The 19663-nt window shown below is 46.2% G+C and carries 11 protein-coding genes; 5 read left to right on the forward strand and 6 right to left on the reverse strand.

Translation table 11 applies throughout. The features are described from left to right. Positions 1–57 precede the first annotated feature (57 nt). The 3 genes from rpmB to E4N69_RS03760 all read right to left on the reverse strand — a co-directional run bounded on the left by rpmB (position 58) and on the right by E4N69_RS03760 (position 1839). Positions 58–249 carry a 50S ribosomal protein L28 gene (rpmB, locus tag E4N69_RS03750; protein WP_006189625.1) on the reverse strand — a complete coding sequence of 64 codons (192 nt, stop codon included), beginning with the start codon at positions 247–249 and terminating at the stop codon, positions 58–60. Between the two features lie 70 nt (positions 250–319). Continuing rightward, entirely contained in the window at positions 320–1312 is a 993-nt protein-coding gene (locus E4N69_RS03755; RefSeq protein WP_253824558.1) for a DHH family phosphoesterase, read from the reverse strand. 107 nt (positions 1313–1419) lie between these two features. Continuing rightward, a complete protein-coding gene (locus E4N69_RS03760; RefSeq protein ID WP_253715232.1) occupies positions 1420–1839 on the reverse strand; it encodes a hypothetical protein in 420 nt (139 codons plus the stop codon). A gap of 122 nt (positions 1840–1961) precedes the next feature. On the opposite strand from E4N69_RS03760, the gene E4N69_RS03765 reads away from it, so the two are divergent. After that, positions 1962–2852 carry an RluA family pseudouridine synthase gene (locus E4N69_RS03765; RefSeq protein ID WP_253824559.1) on the forward strand — a complete coding sequence of 297 codons (891 nt, stop codon included), beginning with the start codon at positions 1962–1964 and terminating at the stop codon, positions 2850–2852. 19 nt (positions 2853–2871) lie between these two features. Here E4N69_RS03765 and uvrC read toward each other — a convergent pair whose 3' ends face one another. Further along, a complete protein-coding gene (gene uvrC, locus E4N69_RS03770) occupies positions 2872–4809 on the reverse strand; it encodes an excinuclease ABC subunit UvrC (protein ID WP_253824560.1) in 1938 nt (645 codons plus the stop codon). Between the two features lie 174 nt (positions 4810–4983). Here uvrC and E4N69_RS03775 point away from each other — a divergent pair, with 174 nt between their 5' ends. The 3 genes from E4N69_RS03775 to E4N69_RS03785 all read left to right on the forward strand — a co-directional run bounded on the left by E4N69_RS03775 (position 4984) and on the right by E4N69_RS03785 (position 6822). Next, positions 4984–5379, forward strand: a complete 396-nt coding sequence (locus tag E4N69_RS03775) for an Rpn family recombination-promoting nuclease/putative transposase (protein ID WP_230978009.1) — start codon at positions 4984–4986, stop codon at positions 5377–5379. Between the two features lie 167 nt (positions 5380–5546). Then, a complete protein-coding gene (locus tag E4N69_RS03780; RefSeq protein ID WP_203232441.1) occupies positions 5547–5855 on the forward strand; it encodes a hypothetical protein in 309 nt (102 codons plus the stop codon). A gap of 97 nt (positions 5856–5952) precedes the next feature. Continuing rightward, entirely contained in the window at positions 5953–6822 is an 870-nt protein-coding gene (locus tag E4N69_RS03785) for an alpha/beta hydrolase family protein (protein ID WP_162662778.1), read from the forward strand. Between the two features lie 105 nt (positions 6823–6927). Here E4N69_RS03785 and E4N69_RS03790 read toward each other — a convergent pair whose 3' ends face one another. Continuing rightward, a complete protein-coding gene (locus E4N69_RS03790; protein WP_253824561.1) occupies positions 6928–8199 on the reverse strand; it encodes a glucose-1-phosphate adenylyltransferase in 1272 nt (423 codons plus the stop codon). A 276-nt stretch (positions 8200–8475) separates the two neighbouring features. Then, positions 8476–9747: a hypothetical protein gene (locus E4N69_RS03795; RefSeq protein WP_253824562.1), complete on the reverse strand. Its 1272-nt coding sequence runs from the start codon at positions 9745–9747 to the stop codon at positions 8476–8478. Positions 9748–9972: 225 nt separating this feature from the next. Between E4N69_RS03795 and E4N69_RS03800 the strand changes: the two genes are divergently transcribed. Beyond that, on the forward strand, positions 9973–19566 hold the full coding sequence (locus E4N69_RS03800; protein WP_253824563.1) for a hypothetical protein: 9594 nt from the start codon (positions 9973–9975) through the stop codon (positions 19564–19566). The last annotated feature ends 97 nt before the right edge of the window (positions 19567–19663 follow it).

The raw sequence follows: 19663 nt of genomic DNA on the forward strand, positions 1-19663 counted from the left end.
GATATAAAAAAAGAGTCCTTACTGAGGACTCTTTTTAGTAAGAATAAAAACGGATATTTAGACTTTCTTAACAACATAGTTGCTCTTTAAGCAGCGGGAACACAGTTTCAATGTTAACGTTCTACCGTCAATTTCCGTTTTTACGTCGATAAGGTTGGGGCGCCATACGCGGCGTTGGTGATTCATCGATTTACTAACCGTATTACCGCTCATCGGCCCTTTCCCACAAATATCGCATCTGCGTGCCATAGTTCACCTTCCTTAGATTTATCTATTCAAAATAAAACGCAGGATAGTATACTGTAAAACGAATGTTATGTCAATCTTGAAACTGAGGGGCAAATGCCGCAACGAACTTAGGTATCAACTGTTCGGCAATCCCTTCTATATAGAGCCCTGCGGCCTGCTTATGTCCGCCGCCGCCGAAAGAGGATGCGATAATACTGACATCGATAGTATCGAGGGAGCGAAAACCGACACTACAATGCGTTTCGGTATCCTGTCGGACAATACAAATTGCCTTTACCCCCGCGATGCTCTGAATAAGCTGATATGCCATATCGGAATCCCTGTTCTCGATGCCGATTTCTTGTTTGTCTTGGTACGTTTCATACGAAACGATGAGTCTCCCGTCATAATACGGCTTCATGCGGGCTAATACACGCGAGATAAGTATCCGTGAACCGAAAGATTTACCGCCGTTAATCGCTGCAAATGTATATTTTGGGTTTGCTCCTGCCTGTACCAGCCGTGCAGTATGAGCAAAAACCTCGCCGCTCCGTTCATCCAAGTGACGGAAAAAGCCGGTATCGGTACAAAGACCGAAGAACAACATCTCCGCTTCCTCCCGTGTTACGGAGCCGGTCATCTTTTCGATAATCGTTTGGATAATAAATGTTGTTGAAGGAGCTTCCGCATATACAAGCGAGCCTGCTTCATTTGTCGTATTGGTGGCATGATGATCGATACAGATCGAAGGAAAATATGTAAGTTCTTCAGCAATATTGCCCGTTCGGTCTATCCCGGAACAGTCAACAATGATGACACCGGTTTTTTCAGGGTTTTTGATGAGTGATTCCGGCACATGAGCGGAAAAAAGCGGTTCATACATCCGAATTTCCGACCGCTGGAACGGTCCGGCAGAGAGCATCTGTGTCTTTTTTCCCAGTCGTTGTAAAAAAAGTGACATTGCGATACTGCTTCCGATACAATCTCCGTCAGGCTCTTTATGGCCGACTATGAGGAACATCGGATAGAAATGTAAAAAATCGATTAACTTTTGCGGAACGGCAGGTGTAATAATATTATTCATGAATAACCTAAGTTTAAATGGAAAACGGGCACATAGTGTTAAGATGACGGGGAGCTCTGAAAATCAATCGAATTTTTAGAGCTCTTTATGCCCACTTTCGGTATAGATTAGAATTCAAGTGCGAGTGTCTCTACCCCGTCAAATTTATCATTGTACTGTTGGGGATTGGGTAATATACCCCATGTTGAAGTATTTAAATCTTGCCGCGGGGCAGAAATTCTAATGTATTCACATTTTCCGTCACGGATAAAGAAAGACAAATACGGATTAATGCGGGTATTAATGAATGAAATATCCGCTTTGCCTTCTTTCGGGCTAAACCATTCAAACGGGATAAAGGCCTCTCCGGTATTTAAACCTGCTCGCCGATAGATAACATAGTATCCTTTTGGATGGGGAAATATTTTTAAAAGCTGGGTATTAACGTAATACACATCAGCTTCTTTTGATTCGGCAGCAAGCGGAAATACGCTTATAGCTCCAAACAGCAAAACGCAGAGAACAAAATAACGGGATATCTTTTTCATAAGGCTCCTCCACAGAGTATGATGACAAAATTATAGCAACGAACATTAAAAATTGCAAGGCAGCGCATTGTCTTCGACAATTCATACTGTACATATGATACCTTTTGTGATTGTATATTTGTATGAATAAAACCGTTCTCCATAAACCAATAGCACACAACGCCCGCTTCCCTTTTTCATATTCCGGCGGAAACGGCGGGCAAAGGGAAAAAGAGAATCCTAGTATGACAGCCGGAACAAGATGTAAAAAGAAACACAAGCGAGATTTCGAGCGGGAAAAAGTTACAATTCTGTATGAAGATGAGTATCTTGCGGTGATTTACAAGCCGGACGGAATGCTTTCCGTGCCGTATCCGGGGAGCCGTGCGCAGACTGCTCTTGAAATTCTTGAGCGAATAATGCGCAAAAAGGGGACGTATTCTCAAGCTCATAGACCGTTTGCGGTTCACCGCCTTGATCGAGAAACATCAGGGGTAATGATGTTTGCAATGACGGAAAAATCCCAAAAAAAGATTATGGATCATTGGCAGACTCTTGTCACGGGGCGTATTTACCGTGCCGTTGCGGAAAACCCTGCGAAGGAAAATTATGCGCGGAGCACGCTCGGCGTAATTAAGAACAGCGGTACGATTAACGATGAAATTGCATACAATGCGCACAATCGAGGGTTTGTTCCGCATGATAAAGCCCGCTTTAAGACGGTAAGCGCTATAACTCATTACAAAATAATTGAGCGCGGTGTGCATCATACGCTTTTTGAATTAAGCCTTGAAACGGGACGAAAGAATCAAATTCGGGCACATTTGGCATCAAAAGGGTATGTTCTTGCCGGAGATGAAAATTACCGAGCAAAGACCAATCCTTTTGGACGGCTTGCCCTTCATGCGCGGACGCTCGAATTTAATCATCCGTTTACGGGAGAACATTTAACATTTGAAATCCCCGAACCCGAAAAATGGCTTTTATGTGTCAAAAGCGGAGATAGACGTAGTACGGCCAAACGCCCAAGATAAACCGCATCGGAAATATTACCTATAGGGCATTTTTAAGAGCCGTTTTCCGGGCGGCGGCAATGACTTCTTCCGCTTGAGCTTGCGTGATCCGCGCCGCGGCGGCAGCCGCTTCCACGGAAGCGGCTGCAAGCTTTTCAATACTTGAAAAGCTGCGCAGCAAACGCGCAGCCCGTTTTTCCCCGATGTGGGGCAGCTGTTCAAACCGTAAGTGTAATTCCTCTTTTGAGCGTAACCGGTTGTTGCGGGTGTTGGCAAACCGGTGCGTTTCGTCGCGTACCCGCTGGAGAACCCGTAAGGCTGCGCTCCGCCGCGGCAGTACAATCGGCTTGTTGATATGCGGCCGGTAGAGCTCTTCATTTTTTTCTGCAAGCCCCACTAACGGAATGTCAAGCTCCAAGGCATCGAGTACCGCCTTGGCCGCATTGACCTGTCCGATGCCGCCGTCTATCATAATCAGGTCGGGTAGCTCCGCCGCCTCGTTCAGCAAACGGGTATACCGCCGCGCCACCGCTTCCCGCATGGAGGCATAGTCGTCGATAATGCCGTCCGTAGTGCGCAGCCTGAAAATCCGGTAGTTCTTTTTGTCGGGATTGCCGTCCTTAAACGAGATGAGGCTTGCAACGGTGTACTTGCCGTGCAAATGAGCGATATCGAAACCTTCGATACGGTGGGGCGGCCGGTCAAGCGATAATATTTTTTGGAGCTCTTCCAGGGCAGGGAAGTCACCCAGCTCCTTTACACGGCGGGCAGCATCCTCTTTGGCGTTAAACTGCGCCATTGCAAGTGCCGCTTTATGCCGCCGAAGTATTGCGGCGCCATATACCGGCGTTTTTTCGGCGGCTGCCGCTTCGGTGTTATCAATACGATATGAATGTTCGTTCACAGCGGTGAGGCTTTCCGTATCCGTTGCAGAGGCTTGTTTCCGATCTTCCAACGGAATCGCCGTGATGGTAACTTTAACGCCGAGCTGGTCGGCAAACCATTGCTCTGCGAGTTCATATTCCTGTCCCGCACACACGAAGATATGCGGCGGAGTCTGCTTCGGGTCGGTATAGTATGCGATTAAAAATTCGGGTAATACCTCGGCTTCATCTTTGAGACTTTCCGTTCGGTATAAGTCCCGTCCGACAACCTTGCCACCCCGCATTTTAAAGACCGTAAAGGTAATCAGCGCTCCCTCCGCCGCCCATCCGATATAGTCGCGGGCTTCAGGATCCATATCTTCAACGGAGTTTTGGCCTCGAAGCGCCCGTACCGCTTGCATCCCGTCTCTGATACGGGCGGCCTTTTCAAATTCGCGGGCTGCTGCTGCGGCTTTCATCTTTTCCGTTAATTCGGCGAGCGGTTTTTTCAAGTCTCCTTCAAGCAGCAGCGCAATTTCATCAATATCCTTCCGATAGTCGGTTTCGGAAATTTTATCCGCACAGGGCGCACTGCAGCGGCCGATATGGAAATACAGACAGGGTTCACGCTTCTTTAAGCGCTTGCATTGCCTCAGTGTATATGTCCGTTTAATGAGCGACAAAAAATCATCAACAGCGGGCACATTAGGAAAGGGGCCGAAATACCGGGCGCCGTCGTTTTGTATCCGCCGCGTTCGGTACAGCCGCGGATAGCGTTCATTGGTAATTTTGAGTACGGGATAGGTTTTCCCGTCTTTGAGATTGATATTGTAGCGCGGCTTATATTTTTTAATCAGATTATTTTCAAGCAGCAACGCCTCATACTCATTATCGGTTTGAATATACTCGATGCGGCGCGCACGCGAAACGAGGATACGGGTTTTAATATCCCGCTTTGACGCAAAATACGAACTCAATCTATTCTTGAGCGATTTCGCCTTTCCGACATAAATAACGATATCTTTTTCATCCCGCCACAGATACACGCCGCTGGTTTTAGGCGCCGACAGCGCATATTGATGAAGCGCTTCCCGCACATCCGCTTGTTCACTCATATCGTAAGGATAATACTAAGACCGATACGTAATGGCAATATTGATAGAGCATAACCGGATATTTTTATCATTCATGAGCTATGCTAAATACTCAGTTAGATTTAGTTAAGAAATGATGAATTTTTCCTGCCATTTTGCTCCAAAAGTCGCATAAGGACTGTAGGAGGTATGAAAATGAGCAAATCCCACAGCAGCTCGATGCGGTTCACCGCTCGAAACGACTACGCATTCAAAAAGCTCTTTGGTACCGAGGAAAACAAAGATATCATGATTGAGTTCCTCTCTTTGGTTACCCTTTTGAGCAAAGATGATTTTGACGATGTTCGCATCGAAAACAGCGAACAGATTCCCCGATTCTACAACGATAAAACCGGGCGGCTCGACATTAAAATCCGCTTACACGACGGCCGTAAAATCGATGTAGAGATGTCGTTTTCCGATAGACATCCGTGTCTATCGGAAAACACGAGTTTTGCCATTCGGCAAAACATCGCTGCTGCGTGGAATCACCGCCATCCTTGGCGGAACAGATGTGGGAAAAAGTCTCTACCGATAAAGGTCAAAAAGTGATAAACTAGCTGTGATTTATCATAACCAGCGCTTTTGAAAAGAGGCAGAGCAGATACGAGGCATGAACAAAAATTACCCGCAGGCGTGCTTTTGCACGTCGAGGACTAATTTTTGTGAAATAACGAAGTAGATGCCTGCATGTTTTCAAAAGATAGGAGGAGAGAGCCATGTTAGCACAAGGGAATCCGGTAATGGCGAAGGCAAACAAAGTGATGGATATTTTTTATCTGGATGAGCAAGAGCGGAAGCGGTATGAGGCAGCGTGGGAATATGAAAGCGACCGGCTCTCGATGATAAACGAGTCTGAACGGAAAGGCCTTGAACGCGGTAGAGCTGAAGGTGAAGCAAGAGGTAAAGCCGAAGGCTCCCGCCAAGCCAAACTTGAAACGGCAAAGAACTTATTGCAATTCGGCTTATCCGTACAAAAAATAGCACAGGCAACCGGGCTTACCAAAGAAGATGTTGAAGCATTGTAATCTACCTTTACCTAGTATTGTACATGGCAGCGCGATATTGTAGAGCGGTAATTAAATGTGCTACAATCCGCGGCAACAATTTTTTATAGGAGATGTTATGAAAAAATTGCTCTGTGTTGTATGTGTATCGGCTGCAATGCTGATACCGGTTTTTGCCTCTGCGGGTGCGAAAGAGTATGAATATACCGAACAAGATATATTTATCACCGCAGGAGATCATGAAATTCCTGCTACGCTGACCCTTCCTAAAGGAAAAGCCGACGAAAAGTTTCCCGCAGTGGTGATGCTGCATGGAAACGGTTCAAACCGCCATGAGGCAGGTATGGCCTACGATTACACTGCGCCTGAAATGGCACGTGCCGGTATTGCAACCATTCGGTTCGATTACATTGGAAACGGCGACAGCAAGGGTGATTATATCGACTTTACCTATGATAAAGGCATCGCAGATGCTCTGAGCTGCTATCGATATCTTTGTGCATTGAAGAATATCGATGCAAAAAGAATCGGGATTATGGGATGGAGTCAAGGCGGAAGGCTCGCTCTTTTAGCAGCTGCACGGAATGATGTCTTCAAAAGTGTGCTTACATGGGCAGGTGCCTACGATCAGAAAAGCGGGGAACAAGAACAATACGAAATAGCAAAGAAAAACGGTTATTATGAAGTAACCTATTCATGGCGGCCGCCGCTTAAACAAAGCCCCGCTTATTATGAAAATGCAATGGCAATCAATTATCCGGCGGAACTTGCTGCGATTAAAGCCCCGATTTTAGCCATCGCAGGCTCCAAAGATGATGTAGTGCTGCCTTCCGTAGCACAGACGATAGCAGCCGGCGCCAAGAACAAAAAAAGCCGCGCCCTTATTCTGGAAGGCGCTGATCATACGTTCCTTGTTTTTTCCGGCGACTTAACTATGCTGCATACCCTTACCGGCGAAACGATTGCATGGTTTAAAAAGACTTTATAAACGAGCCGTTTAAAAGTATCAGGAATATAAAATAAAATAATAAAGAAAAAGTTCAGCAGGGAAGGGCAACCGCATTGGAAAGACTGCAAGCGGCTGCCCTTTTTGTTAAATGACGGTGTTGTCAGGGATAATTGCGTTTTTGGTGATAACGTAAATGCGGTCAACAACGTGATAATAGCCGTAGTCGCCGTCGGGCGGAATTTCCCCCATACCGATGGATACGTTATGCCCGATTCGTGCATTTTTGTCGATAATCGCTTTTTTAATATGGCAATTTTTCCCGATACCGACACAAGGAATATCGGCTTTTTCATCTCCTGCCTTACTGCTTTCGGATTCGTAGTAGTCCGCTCCCATGCAGACAACTCCTTCCAATACGCTGCCGGATTCGATAATGGTTCTAATACCGATTACGGATCGGGTAATTGTCGCATAGGTAATAACACAACCTTCACTACAGGTAACACGATCCAACTGCGCTCCATTAATTTTTGAAGCCGGCAGATTTCGGTAGTGGGTATAAATCGGCGCTTCCGCATCATAAAAGTTAAACTGCGGCGTAATTTCCGTTAAATCGAGGTTTGCTTCGTAGAAGCTGCGAATGGTACCGATGTCTTCCCAATAGCCGTTATGCACAAATGCCGAAACCTTATGATCTTTAATCGAAGCGGGGATAATTTCTTTTCCGAAGTCCGTCATGCTGTTGTTTAAGCAGTCTTCCATCGCCTTTGCATTAAAGATGTAAATACCCATCGAAGCGAGATATTCTTTATCGGGGCTTGCGACCGAAATACCCGACTGTGCAGGAATCTTCCATTCGTCAATATTTTTGTCAGGGCCGGGTTTTTCCATAAAAGCGGTGATATTCGATTGTTTATCGATCTGCATAATACCGAATCCGGAAGCGTCGCGACGGTTGACCGCCGTACACGCGATAGTGATGTCTGCTCCGGAAGCTTCGTGCTGCGCTAAGAAATCTTGTAAATTCATACGATATAATTGATCGCCTGAAAGGATGATATAGTATTTCGGATCTTGCGTTTTAAAGTGCGTAAAATTTTTTCTTACTGCGTCCGCGGTACCTTCGTACCAGCCTGAATGTTCAAACGTTTGCTCTGCAGCAAGAATTTCGACAAAACCGTTTGAAAAACTGTCAAAGCGGTATGCCCGCGCAATGTGCAGATGCAGCGATGCGGAGTTAAATTGAGTCAATACATAAATTTGTCTAAGACCGGAATTGATACAGTTGGAGATAGGTATGTCGACGATACGGTGTTTCCCTCCGAACGGTACGGCCGGCTTTGAACGGGATTGAGTAAGTGGGTATAAACGGGTTCCTTTTCCGCCTCCCAAGATAATCGATAATACTTTCGGCATATATCCTCCTTTTATGATATTTGCAGAGGCGTATTCCGCAAAAACCGAGAGAAGTATCTATGAACACACTGAGATATAAGCGTTGTTCTATTACTATAAGTATAAACGAGGTTTTTATTTTTTGCCATAAAAATAAATAAGAATTATTCTTGGGCAAATGCGATGATGATGTTTTGTATATCACTCCCGGCGATAAAAAATATTTTTTGATTACTTATTATAGGTTATAGGGCATCTCCAAAAAACTGAGGTTTTTAGAGATGCCCATTAATAGAATCAGCGGGTTCCCAATTCCATATATGTGCGGATTTCTTCAGCGAACATGGCTGTTTTTACCTGTGATACAAATGCTGCTGTTCCCAATTCCGGTACCGGACCGTCAGTGCAGGAGGCTGCCCAAAATCGGACGTCATCAGCCTGTACATCATGCGCTTCCGCTCGAGCGGAAGCAGGGGCAAGCTTTGAATGCTGCGAGAGAAGCATCTGTAGATCCGTATGGGCAAAATGTTCGAGCACGGCAAGTTGCGACGCATCGTTCCGAAATGCCATACCAACCAGCTCCGGGGCTATGAGTGCATGGTTTGTAACATCACCTTTTGGGAATTGTACGGCGTCATAATACTTAATAAGGATAAACGGTTTAACACGATGTTCGGAAAGCGGCATAAAAATTGCGCCAAGCCGATGTTCTTCCATATAGCTCCCAATATCTTTTTCCGTAACATTGTACCATTGCGAATGGATAAGCCCATCATGTTGCCATTGTTTTATTATGCCTAAAATAGAAGCAAGCGATATATTCTTTCCAAGAGGCACATCAAGCACATCGGATAAACGGTCTGCATGTGCTGTTGCTTTGACAAGGGTTGCATAGCCCTCACTTCCGGCAAGCGATTCTGCAAAAGCGCTTATAAATGCCATCAGTGTTGCATCTGCTTTTCCGGCACAGATGAGAGGATAATCGGCATAGCCTTTAATGGTATGCAAATAGGATTCAAGCTCGTTGAACGTTTCCGGCAATGCAAGTCCGGCATTATTTCGATACGTACGATAACAGGCAAGTTCATAATGGTCGAGCAGTAGTGGAAGCATTTTTGGTACATTATTAACTTTTCCCGTATGTCTGACTGATGCCGGAAAAAGATTGTATACACTTTCCGGAAGCACCACGGCTTTTTCAGCTACATTCGCCGCATTTGCGCCGTTCCACATAAAGAGTAAATCGTACTTTTTTGCGATACGCTTTGTATTTCCAATATCTTTTTCCGTCAGCTGTACGATCCGAACCTGTGAATATTTTTTTTGCACTGTTGCGTTATCGGGGCTTTCAAGCACGGCGTTGATCGTGGTTGCAATACTTTCGGGAACGCCGTAATATGCAACATCCAGCCGTCGGGTATCGCTATAGCGTATTATACCGAAAATGCCGACTGTTGTAATAAGCAGCACAAGTATGGCTGCGATAAGCGTGCGTTGCTTGCCGGATAATCGCTTCGACTTTGCTCTTTGCTGCTGCGTTTTGATATTGTCAGATTTCTTTTCGCTCATAAAAATACTATAGCACGTTGTTTTTTTTATTCCAACGCCCTCTTGCTTTTATTTTAGAAATAGTATATTTATGTGGCATAAAATAATAATAGTCATTTCACAAAGATAATCCGATATCAGAATCGGATTACAGCCTAAGTATATCAAGTTAATGTAAAATTCTGCCGATAATATAACGGCGGGAGTGTCTTTAAAAGACTGAAACAGTTCCGAGGAGGAATGAATATGAGTTTTACACACAAAAACGCAATAAGTCTGAAAAAATATGGACTCTTTACAGCTATCTCTTTCATTGTAGCGGTATGTCTATTCCCGCTTCTTTCGTGCAAAGTTGGACTCGGCGGATCTATAGATATAAAGCCGCCGACGAATGAGATAACTTATCCACCGAAAAATGCAGTTGTACGCAGTACCTTTATTATTGCGGGAAAGTGTGAAGACGACACACAGGTAAAATCCGTTACGGTAAGCATCACGAATACTGACACAAAAACGTCATACGGCCCGTTTCAGGCGGAGCTATCGGAAAATAAAAAATCGTGGTCAATCACGCTCAATAAAGAAAAACGTGACGTATCGAATCATCCGTACGCAGGATGGGATTATCCCGACGGAAAGTACAGCGTTACCGCGTATGCGACTGATGGTGACGGCAAAAAATCTGATCTAACGACGAATGCGTTCACAATAGACAATACGCCTCCCGTTCTTATTTTGACGTCTCCTTCGTCTTCAGGGGGGCTTGAACCGGATAAATTCGGACGGACAATTTCATTTACGGGTACGTATGCGGAAGACACCGACAATAAAATCGCCGAAATGAAAGTGCTCCTTTTTAAAAAATCGGATGCATCGAAAATAGGCGAGATAACGTTTAATAACATCGATCACATGGCGGAGAACAACAAATACGTTATCGCGCAGTATTTTTCAAAAACCGAAAGCGATTTAACGGATGAAGAAAAAAGACTCTTCAACAACTATAAAGCGATATTCGGCGCAACAGCGGTCAACAACTATACAACCCACGGTACGGCAGCCGATTTGCCCGTGTACATGACACTGTTGCTTTCCGACGGAGCGCGCGTGTACGACGACCCGTCGAATCCTGCAGGAAGCGGCCCCGGCAACCAAACGACGCATTATTATCGTAATACGGATGGCATCATCAATAATTTTACAAAGGAAGGCGCCACCTACCCAATGAGTATTTTCGAGATCAAAGATTTTCTCAACGGTACGTCGACAAAATACACCGGGGATACGGCTATTACGGCCATCACAAACGCTTTGGATGGTGCAAAATCTACCGAATACAATGCTGAAGTGTCGGAACTTGACGTTGCCGATAGACCGAATGCGACGACGTTGTCGATAAATCCGAAAGCGAACCCGACGTTTATTGTCTCCGGTTATGCGAAGGATACATCGGGAATAACTTCGTCGAGTTACGATTCGCACGGATTTTATTACTATACGAATGGTGCGCCCTTTACCATTGTCATTTCATCGGGCACCGACAATGTGCCGGTAAACTATAGTGACAACAACGTTACAATTTACGCCGTCCCGGCAGACTCGGATGGCAATTATAGTCCTCCGCTGCTTCCCGACTGGACAACAGGTTCGGAACCGCCGGCTACGCCTCCTTCCAACTGGATTAAAGTAAAAACAATCACAGGGCAGGGAAATAAAACATCGTATACGATAAACGAAGCGCTTTCCAGTTTGGTTCCAAATCTACGCTATCGGTTTTTCGTATGGGGTAAAGATGTAAACGGAATACGGATTGAAGAGGGCAAAAAGGGTCCTTACGTATTCGTTGTACAGTCGAGCGGCAATAAGCCGACAATTTCGATCGGAACGCAGGATATAAGCGGCGGAAAAAATACGAACCTTGAAGAAGGAACCATTGCATCGGGAACTATCCTTGCGTCTCCATACACTCCTGCAAATAAATTGATCTTCAAGGGTACGGCAACTCCTGCCGGTTCGTCGATTGCATCGGTAACGGCGACTGTCGAGTCGATTGAAAATGTAGACACGTCGGTAACGGTGCCGCCAAGTTCGCTTTCAGTATCGGTTCCTTCTGTTGCTACGCTGCCCAACTGGGAAACCGTTGTCACGGAAGCTACATCTCTTCCCGAAGGAAATTACAAAGTCAAATTCAAGTTTACGGTAGAGGACAATGCGTACGCAGAAAGCTCCGTTACGCGGACTATATATATCGACAAAAAAGCGCCCGGCCTCACCGTTGAAAATATCGCTAACGGCGCTCTTATAACGGAAGAAAACAGCTATATTCAAACGATAAAAGATTCACACGGAACCATAACCGGCCGCCGTTACAGCTTTCGCGGAAAGTGGAGTGATGTAAAAGGAAAAGGTACAAAAACACTCGAATACACTACCGACGGCGGCACAAATTGGCATACCGTTACCGATTCGCCAAACGGAAGCGCCGTTCCCCAAGTAACGTCGGCAGCATCTTGGACGGCGAATATCGATGTAACCGAAACAGAAAATTATAGTATTAAATTCCGCGCAACCGATGCTGCGGGATTGCAGACGGAATCTTCCAATTATACGGGCATCAAATTCGATTTCAGTGTGCCGACAATCACTCCGCTTGAAGCGAAAGTCAATACTACTCCTACCGATACGGATGTTGCGGGTAAATACGTCAATAAGTCGATGCAGGGAAAAACGCTTACGGTAAAAGCAAGTGTTTCCGATAATCTTTCGCTCGGCATCAGCAATGTGGCTGTTGAGGCAAATATAACCGCGACTGTTAAGCATAACGGAACCCCTTATACCGTCTCTGACTTGACGATTACGAAAGAACCGTCCGGGGATAAAAAATCTGCCGACGTAATATTTAGTTTTACGATTCCTAATGACGGAACAAAAGATGGCTCATGGGCATTTACGGTAAGTGCGAAAGACACAGTCGGAAGAGATGTTGTTGCGGAACAGTCGGTCGGTGTAACGGTAGATACGACAGAGCCGGCATGGAAAACCGATAATACGGCAAATAAAGTGCCGTATATTTCTCCCGAAAATACCGGCGGCTGGTATAATAGAACATCGTTGCTGATAAAAGCGCTTGCCGAAGATAGCGGAAGCGGTGTAGATAAACTGCAATATAAATTAAACACGGAGTCCAATTGGAATGATGTGGGCAACGGTAACTTTACATTTACGGTAAGCGATACGTTTAACGGAAATGTTACCGTACGGGCATTAGATAAAGCTGGAAATCATCTCGATAAAACACATACGATACAAATCGATACGGCAGCTCCCGATACCTGTACGCTCGGTACGGTTGACGGACAAAACAACATTACGACAAAGCTCGTAAACAACGATACGGCTCAGGTTGAATTTACATTTACTGCAAGCGATGCGGGCACAAGCGGTTTGAATCCGGCCGAAATCAAAGTTATCAAAATCGGAAATGCTATGTTGTCTCCGGCTATTACGCCAACGGAAAGCGGCGGTACATATACAGCAATCATTCCGCAGACAAAACTTGCGGACGGAGCGGTAACGGTACGCCTTACTGATAATGCGGGAAATACGGCCGACTTTGCGCTCTTTACGCTGCAGAAGGACACTATGCCGCCGACGGTGAAAATCAATACACTGGCAGAAGGCGCAACGGTAAATAAAACGATTACCGTTTCGGGAACCGCGTTCGACAGCAGAGAAATTGCAGACAAGGTCAAAGTGCTTATAAGGACGGGAAGCGGCACGAACGATTGGGAAGTCTACAAGACGACACCGGTCGATACATTGATTACGGACGGTGTTTGGACATTTACACTCGACACGAATAACACCGCAGCACCAACGGCGGGTGGTATCGGTAACTACGATTCGGACAGTGCAATATCCGGCAGACAGCTGACGTTTAAAGTTACGGCAAAAGACGCCGCCGGAAACGAAGGCTCTGAAGAAAGAACCGTAACCGTCGATCAAAACGCCGATCGGCCGGTTATCAGATTTACGAATATATCGCTTGCCGGCATGACATCCGCAACCCCCGTCTGGTTTAAAGGCTCCGATACGATTTACGGCAGCATCACTGACGACGACGGAGAAGTGATATCTTTCCAATACAGTACCGACAACAGTTCAACTTGGACTCCTATTACGATTTCGGGAGGATCATGGAATTTAACGCTTTCCGATGGTCCGAAGACGATATTGTTTAAAGTTACGGATGCGAAGGGTACCGAATTTATTTCGGCAACAGCAGCGTCGACAAGTGCGCCGAAACTCACCGACGGTACGAATACGTTCGGGGAAGGAGCGTCTCCCGATTCAAAGCTGTATCTTAAAGTGGACACGCACGCGCCTGAAATGCGGAACGTGCAGATAAGCAGCGACGGTACAAATTGGTCGGATGATTTTAAAATGGTGGGTGCAAATCCGCTTATGCTCGGAGGTACGACCGATAAATTCTTTATCAGGTTTGAGGCAAAGGATGCAAACGGTATAGATGAAAGCAATTTATTTGTTAAAGTATCAAATCTTTGGCTCGATAGCGGAACAGAGATAGCAGCCCACAAATATACGACGGCCTCCGCCGGTGCGAATGAAACCCATGTCAGCGTTACTTCCGTTTTGACATCAGGCGGATGGAAGCAATACACATTTAGCAATATTTCTTGCAAACCGGGAAGCGGTACGATGAAATTGGAAATCGTCGCGACCGATACGGCAGGCAATACGTCTCCAATCATGCGCGAAGTAAAGGTTGACAACACTGCGCCGAAGGTCGACTTTTCAAGTCCTACAACCGAGACAGGTTCGGGAATATCTCCGACAAAGGGCGACACGCGAGTTTCCGGTGAAATCGATGACAGTACAGCGCAAGTGTGGTTTGCCGTATCTCCGAGCGGAACGGTTTCCCCCGAAAGCGACACCGCTTCGGATAATTCGTATACGTATGTCGATGCGGGCGGTAATGAGCATACGGCTAGTATTTCTTCCTTTGATCCGAGCAAAACCGTTTACAAGCCTGTTGAGGATGTTTCGGCGCGCTGGTACATTATGTTTGATGCCGACACGGATGCTGCCGCAACAGGAACGCACAGCCTGACGCTGAACAAATGGCTCGTCAAGCTCAAGATTACGACGGATGCCGATATTACCAGTACTGCATACGACAAAATTACCAAACTTTACGTTTGGATAAAAGCAACCGATGCGCACGGCAACACGAAAGAATATAAGTTCCCGATATGGCACGATCCGCAGGGCGATCGGCCGTCAGTAACGATAGACTATCCTGCGAATGATGCACGGCTGGGCGGTACCGTCCGCCTTGCAGGAAATGCGACGGACAATAACGAACCTAAAGCGGTATTCGTGCAGATACTTAGGGATGAAAATAATATACCCACAGGAGCTCCGACGGTAACCGATGTCGCCTATTGGCACAGCAAAGGCTATCCCGTATATCTCATGAGCGGAAGCGGAAGCAGCGGTACAGCGTGGACAGGTACGCTCGCGCCCGGTAAAACAGCGGCAGACTACGGTATTCTTGCGACGCTTACCGGCGGCAGCTGGAGTTTACCGATAAACGGAAATGGTGAGCTTAATCCATCCGGGAATACGCCGAATAACGTCAAAATTACCGCCTACGCGTATGACGCTTCGCATAACAAGAGTTTGCCGAGAAGCGTCAACGTTACGTTCGATAAAAACAATCCTGTATTCGGAAGCATACAGCTCGTTAAATCGACTAATGAAAATCTCTCGACGGCTAACAGTGCGCAGCAAACTACCGCTTCCGGCGGCACGTACAGCGTTAAAGATACGTGGTACATTTACGGCAGCGTAACCGACGCCGACACGATAAAAAAACTGACGATAAAAGACGGCGGTACGACACATACGCTCATAACTGGAAGCAATGCCGCTTCGAGCTCAGGCTTGTGGGATGTAACGAACACGGGCAACACGGCAACGTTTAAATACAAACTCAATACCGCGAGCGGCGTCGGCGAATGCCGGATCGAAATCGAAGCGTACGATGCAACAACGCAGGAATACAATTCAAAGTATGCTCTCACGATAAAATACGACAACGTTAAGCCGGAACTGATCCCGTCTTCGGAAATGGGCTATAATATCGATGTGAATGTCTCTCAGTCCGACAGCTTCTATACGTTCGGTTCGAAAGTAAAGGAAAATCCGGTAGGAGGCATCGCACAAAGCGGCTTTAAGCGTCTCGCATTTTACTTTATACGACACATTGGTGGTGATTTTGTTTACGATCCGATGCTCGTAAAAAGTAATTCTCTCAATAAACTTGCTGCCAATGCATCCGACATTTCGCAGGATTCCGGTCTCTACTGGAAAACATATAGCGGCGTATCGTGGAGCAACAGTAATCCTGCAGTCTTAGCGTTTACTAAAGATGATAACGTGCATGCGGGCGGTCTTGTGCAGGTAAACGGCGCCATATACCGCATAGAATCGGTAACCGGTTCTGGCATAACGCTCGATAGCGCACTTGCCGCAAACCCGGGTACAACGGTAAAAGTTGCTCTTGCGCTCGTCGTCGATCACCTCAGTGCGGAAGGTGGTGTAACATCCGCTTCGCTTGAATCGGACGGCTATTATTCCGCCGGTAACCTCTTCAATGACGACGGTGACCGCATGATAGAATCGGTTTCGAAAACCGGCAGCGTATGGACATGGGAAGCGAGTATCTGCTCTCGGAATATTCCCGACGGCCCGATAGAACTGCACTATGTCGCATTCGACGAAGCGGGCAACTACGAAACGGGTGTCGTAAACAATGCAAAGGTCAGCAACAACCGGCCGCGCATTGCGGGTGTTACCTTCGGCACCGACTACAACGGCAACGGAGTGATCGATGCCGGTGAAAAAATTACGGCGTACAGAGCACCGAAAACGAAAGGTGAGTACGATGCGGATAACGGCGATAACGTACCGGGTATAAAATCGCTTACGGGATTTACCGGGGCAGGAACCGACCCGAACGACAAAGCGGTATACGACTTGAGCAGAATGCAGTATAAATATCCTTCCCGCAAAGCGGTAGAGCTTGCAACCGATTTAACGCTCGATTTAACGGCCGATATGACTGTCAGAGGCTACACGGAAATCACGCCCGAAATCGTCGGCGGTAACGGTGCGATTTACTATCAGTATAACCTGCCCGTAATCGGAAACGGAGTAAATAAGACGGCGTTTATCGCTTCGGGTACGGACAACTATACGATAGCTGAAGGTACGATAGCACTGCAATTCGGCGATATCCTCAAATTAAGCGATCCGGCAGAAAGTACAAAGGATCTTGCATTCACGTTCTGGGATTCGACGGAAGGAGCGAAGCCGCTCACAGCGGCCGACTGGCAAACGGGCAGACAAAAGGCGGCCTTAAACGTAAAAATGAAGTTTGCAGGTAAAACGCCGGCTACGCCGACAACTAAGATACAGCCGTTCTACTGGAACAGCGAAAACGATAACAGTCTGTACGAAAACAAGAGAGAAAACGGACATCTTGAAGTCGAAAGCGGTTTGCCCGGAACTTTTACCGGCAGCACCGGTGTTATGGATGGAGATCCGAAAGTGTCGGGACAAATCGTTATGCGCGGTACGGCACATGACAACAGCTTTATCGAAGGGCTGTATATCAGCGTACCGGGCATGGAAAGCGAATTTAATGCCGCAGTGCCTGCAACGAACAGAATAACAGTAAATTCTATCGTTTATTACAAAGTAGCCGACGGTTCAAGCGGACACTTGACGAATATGGACGAGTGGAGTACTCACGGCTTTAAATTTGAAGTTTCAGACGAAACGATAGGTAAAGGCGGACACGATGTAAACTGGACATTCTCGTGGGATACGTCAAAGGTAACCGGTGTTGCAAAAGCCGACGTCGAAGTGCGTGTGCTTGCATACAACAAGGGTACTCCGACCTGTGCCTCTGCATCTGCGGGTGATCTAAGTGTTGACGGCACAACGCATTATGCGGCGGCAACATACAACAATCCCATAGGCAGCGCTCCCTCTACAACGCAGACAAAGGACGGTGCGCTCACAAACCGCTACCGCATGGACGTGGTACCGTTTATTACGGAAGTAAAAACCGGATTAACAAGTGCCGATGGCGGATTTAGAGGTGCTTTCTCGCGTGCATCTACGGGTGAATATCCGGTGCAAGAAGGTGAAAGGATACAAATATTCGGCTTTAATATCGGTACAAATGCGGCAAAAGTCAGCATTCCCGGTATGGCTCCCGATACGCAGCTCGCAGCTTCCGGCTCTCTTGCTAACACGATACTTCTAACAGGTGCGACGTCCGGCGATATTGTACTGAAAGTAAACAATATTGCAGCGATTAACAATATGATCGATGAAAGGAAGGCGTATAACATTGAAGCGAATAATATGAATAACAACAAGCTGACCGTGAAGCGTAAGCTCTTTGTGTGGAAAAACGTAGAATTGATCGATAATGCCGCATTGGAAAGTCCGCAGTTTGTGATGGATAAAGATTCAAAATACTATTTGACGTATGGTAATTTAAAAAGTTTTGGTAGTAATGGCGATGCTATGAGATTGTCAACTAAGATTAATGGAATAGAAAATAATGACTGGGAAAAGTGTTACAGTAAATACCATAACACTGTCATTGCTTATGACGAAAGCGGAAAACCCTATCTCGGTGCAACAAATACGGATAGAGCTGGTAACAGCACGGCTTTTACGCTCTTTTTCCAAGAAGCGCAAGTAGGAGCATACGCTTATTCTACTAATGGGCAAAAACGTCGTCTTGAAAATTCTAATAATGCAATTAGAGGAGTATATGATGTAAACCGTGTACAAATTCCAAAAATGGCGGTTAGAGGCCGTGGTACATCCTCTAATCCTGCAAGGTTGGCGCTCGTGTATTTTGATAAAAATGTTGCAAATGATGCTCCCGTGAAATTCCGTTACGGTACGGTAAAATCGTCAACCAATGTTACAGGAGGATTGAGCTATAATATTGAACCGGATGGCAGTGGTGCACAGCCGAATAATTCGGGTTCGGCAAAAGGTTATGAAGTCGTTGCAAACAAAAGCTCAACCTATAAGGGAGGCGGATATGCAGCTGTAGGACTTACTTCCAACAATAGGGCTATTGTTGTATGGTACGATGCGTCGCATTCACAATTGATATATAGCTATCGCGATATGGGTACTGGCAGTTATACAGAGCCGACGGATTCTGATAGGTTTACAAGTCAATGGCAGAATCATGCAGTTGTTATCGACAGCGGAGCTCCGCTTTATGTAGACCTCGTTGTCGATGATCAAGATGGTGTTCACATCGGGTACTATTCAGGCAGCAATAACGGCGTTCGTTATGCATACCTTGCACCCGCAAAGGTGAAAGGGTCAAGTAAGCCGAACACCGGCGATTTTAAAATTGCAACGGTTGATACGTATATGAACCCGGGCTCTTACCTTAAAATAGGCGTGCGCAAAGAAAACAACAAGCAAGTGCCATATGTAAGTTACTATCATAACGGCTTTTTTGGATCAGCAAATGCAGCTCGTATTGCCTGGCTTAAAGACGGTATTGCTTCTGCCGCCGATGTTAAAAACGGCGTTGAGAATGGTAAGTTTACCGGTAATTGGGTGGTTATGACCGTGCCGGCAAGTAACGGTATTCAGCAGTATACAATTTGTCAGGGTGTACCTACTGGCGGTATTTATCAGGATAAGGTTATCGCCGCATACTTTACAAATGCGAATTATGAGATGGCGGTGCTGACTAAGAATTGACATTCTTGTCAATTCTTAGACACGAGATTTGTGCACAAGCACAAATCTCGCTACTGCATGGAACCTCCGCCGTCCGTGGCAAGTTCAAAAATTGACC

Origin of the sequence: Treponema sp. OMZ 906, assembly GCF_024181185.1 — a bacterium.
In the GTDB taxonomy this organism is placed as follows: domain Bacteria; phylum Spirochaetota; class Spirochaetia; order Treponematales; family Treponemataceae; genus Treponema.

Excerpts from the sequence above, each read along its gene's own strand:
- rpmB (WP_006189625.1), bottom strand. The coding sequence starts at position 249 with ATGGCACGCAGATGCGATATTTGTGGGAAAGGGCCGATGAGCGGTAAT.
- E4N69_RS03755 (WP_253824558.1), bottom strand. The coding sequence starts at position 1,312 with ATGAATAATATTATTACACCTGCCGTTCCGCAAAAGTTAATCGATTTT.
- E4N69_RS03760 (WP_253715232.1), bottom strand. The coding sequence starts at position 1,839 with ATGAAAAAGATATCCCGTTATTTTGTTCTCTGCGTTTTGCTGTTTGGA.
- E4N69_RS03765 (WP_253824559.1), top strand. The coding sequence starts at position 1,962 with ATGAATAAAACCGTTCTCCATAAACCAATAGCACACAACGCCCGCTTC.
- uvrC (WP_253824560.1), bottom strand. The coding sequence starts at position 4,809 with ATGAGTGAACAAGCGGATGTGCGGGAAGCGCTTCATCAATATGCGCTG.
- E4N69_RS03775 (WP_230978009.1), top strand. The coding sequence starts at position 4,984 with ATGAGCAAATCCCACAGCAGCTCGATGCGGTTCACCGCTCGAAACGAC.
- E4N69_RS03780 (WP_203232441.1), top strand. The coding sequence starts at position 5,547 with ATGTTAGCACAAGGGAATCCGGTAATGGCGAAGGCAAACAAAGTGATG.
- E4N69_RS03785 (WP_162662778.1), top strand. The coding sequence starts at position 5,953 with ATGAAAAAATTGCTCTGTGTTGTATGTGTATCGGCTGCAATGCTGATA.
- E4N69_RS03790 (WP_253824561.1), bottom strand. The coding sequence starts at position 8,199 with ATGCCGAAAGTATTATCGATTATCTTGGGAGGCGGAAAAGGAACCCGT.
- E4N69_RS03795 (WP_253824562.1), bottom strand. The coding sequence starts at position 9,747 with ATGAGCGAAAAGAAATCTGACAATATCAAAACGCAGCAGCAAAGAGCA.
- E4N69_RS03800 (WP_253824563.1), top strand. The coding sequence starts at position 9,973 with ATGAGTTTTACACACAAAAACGCAATAAGTCTGAAAAAATATGGACTC.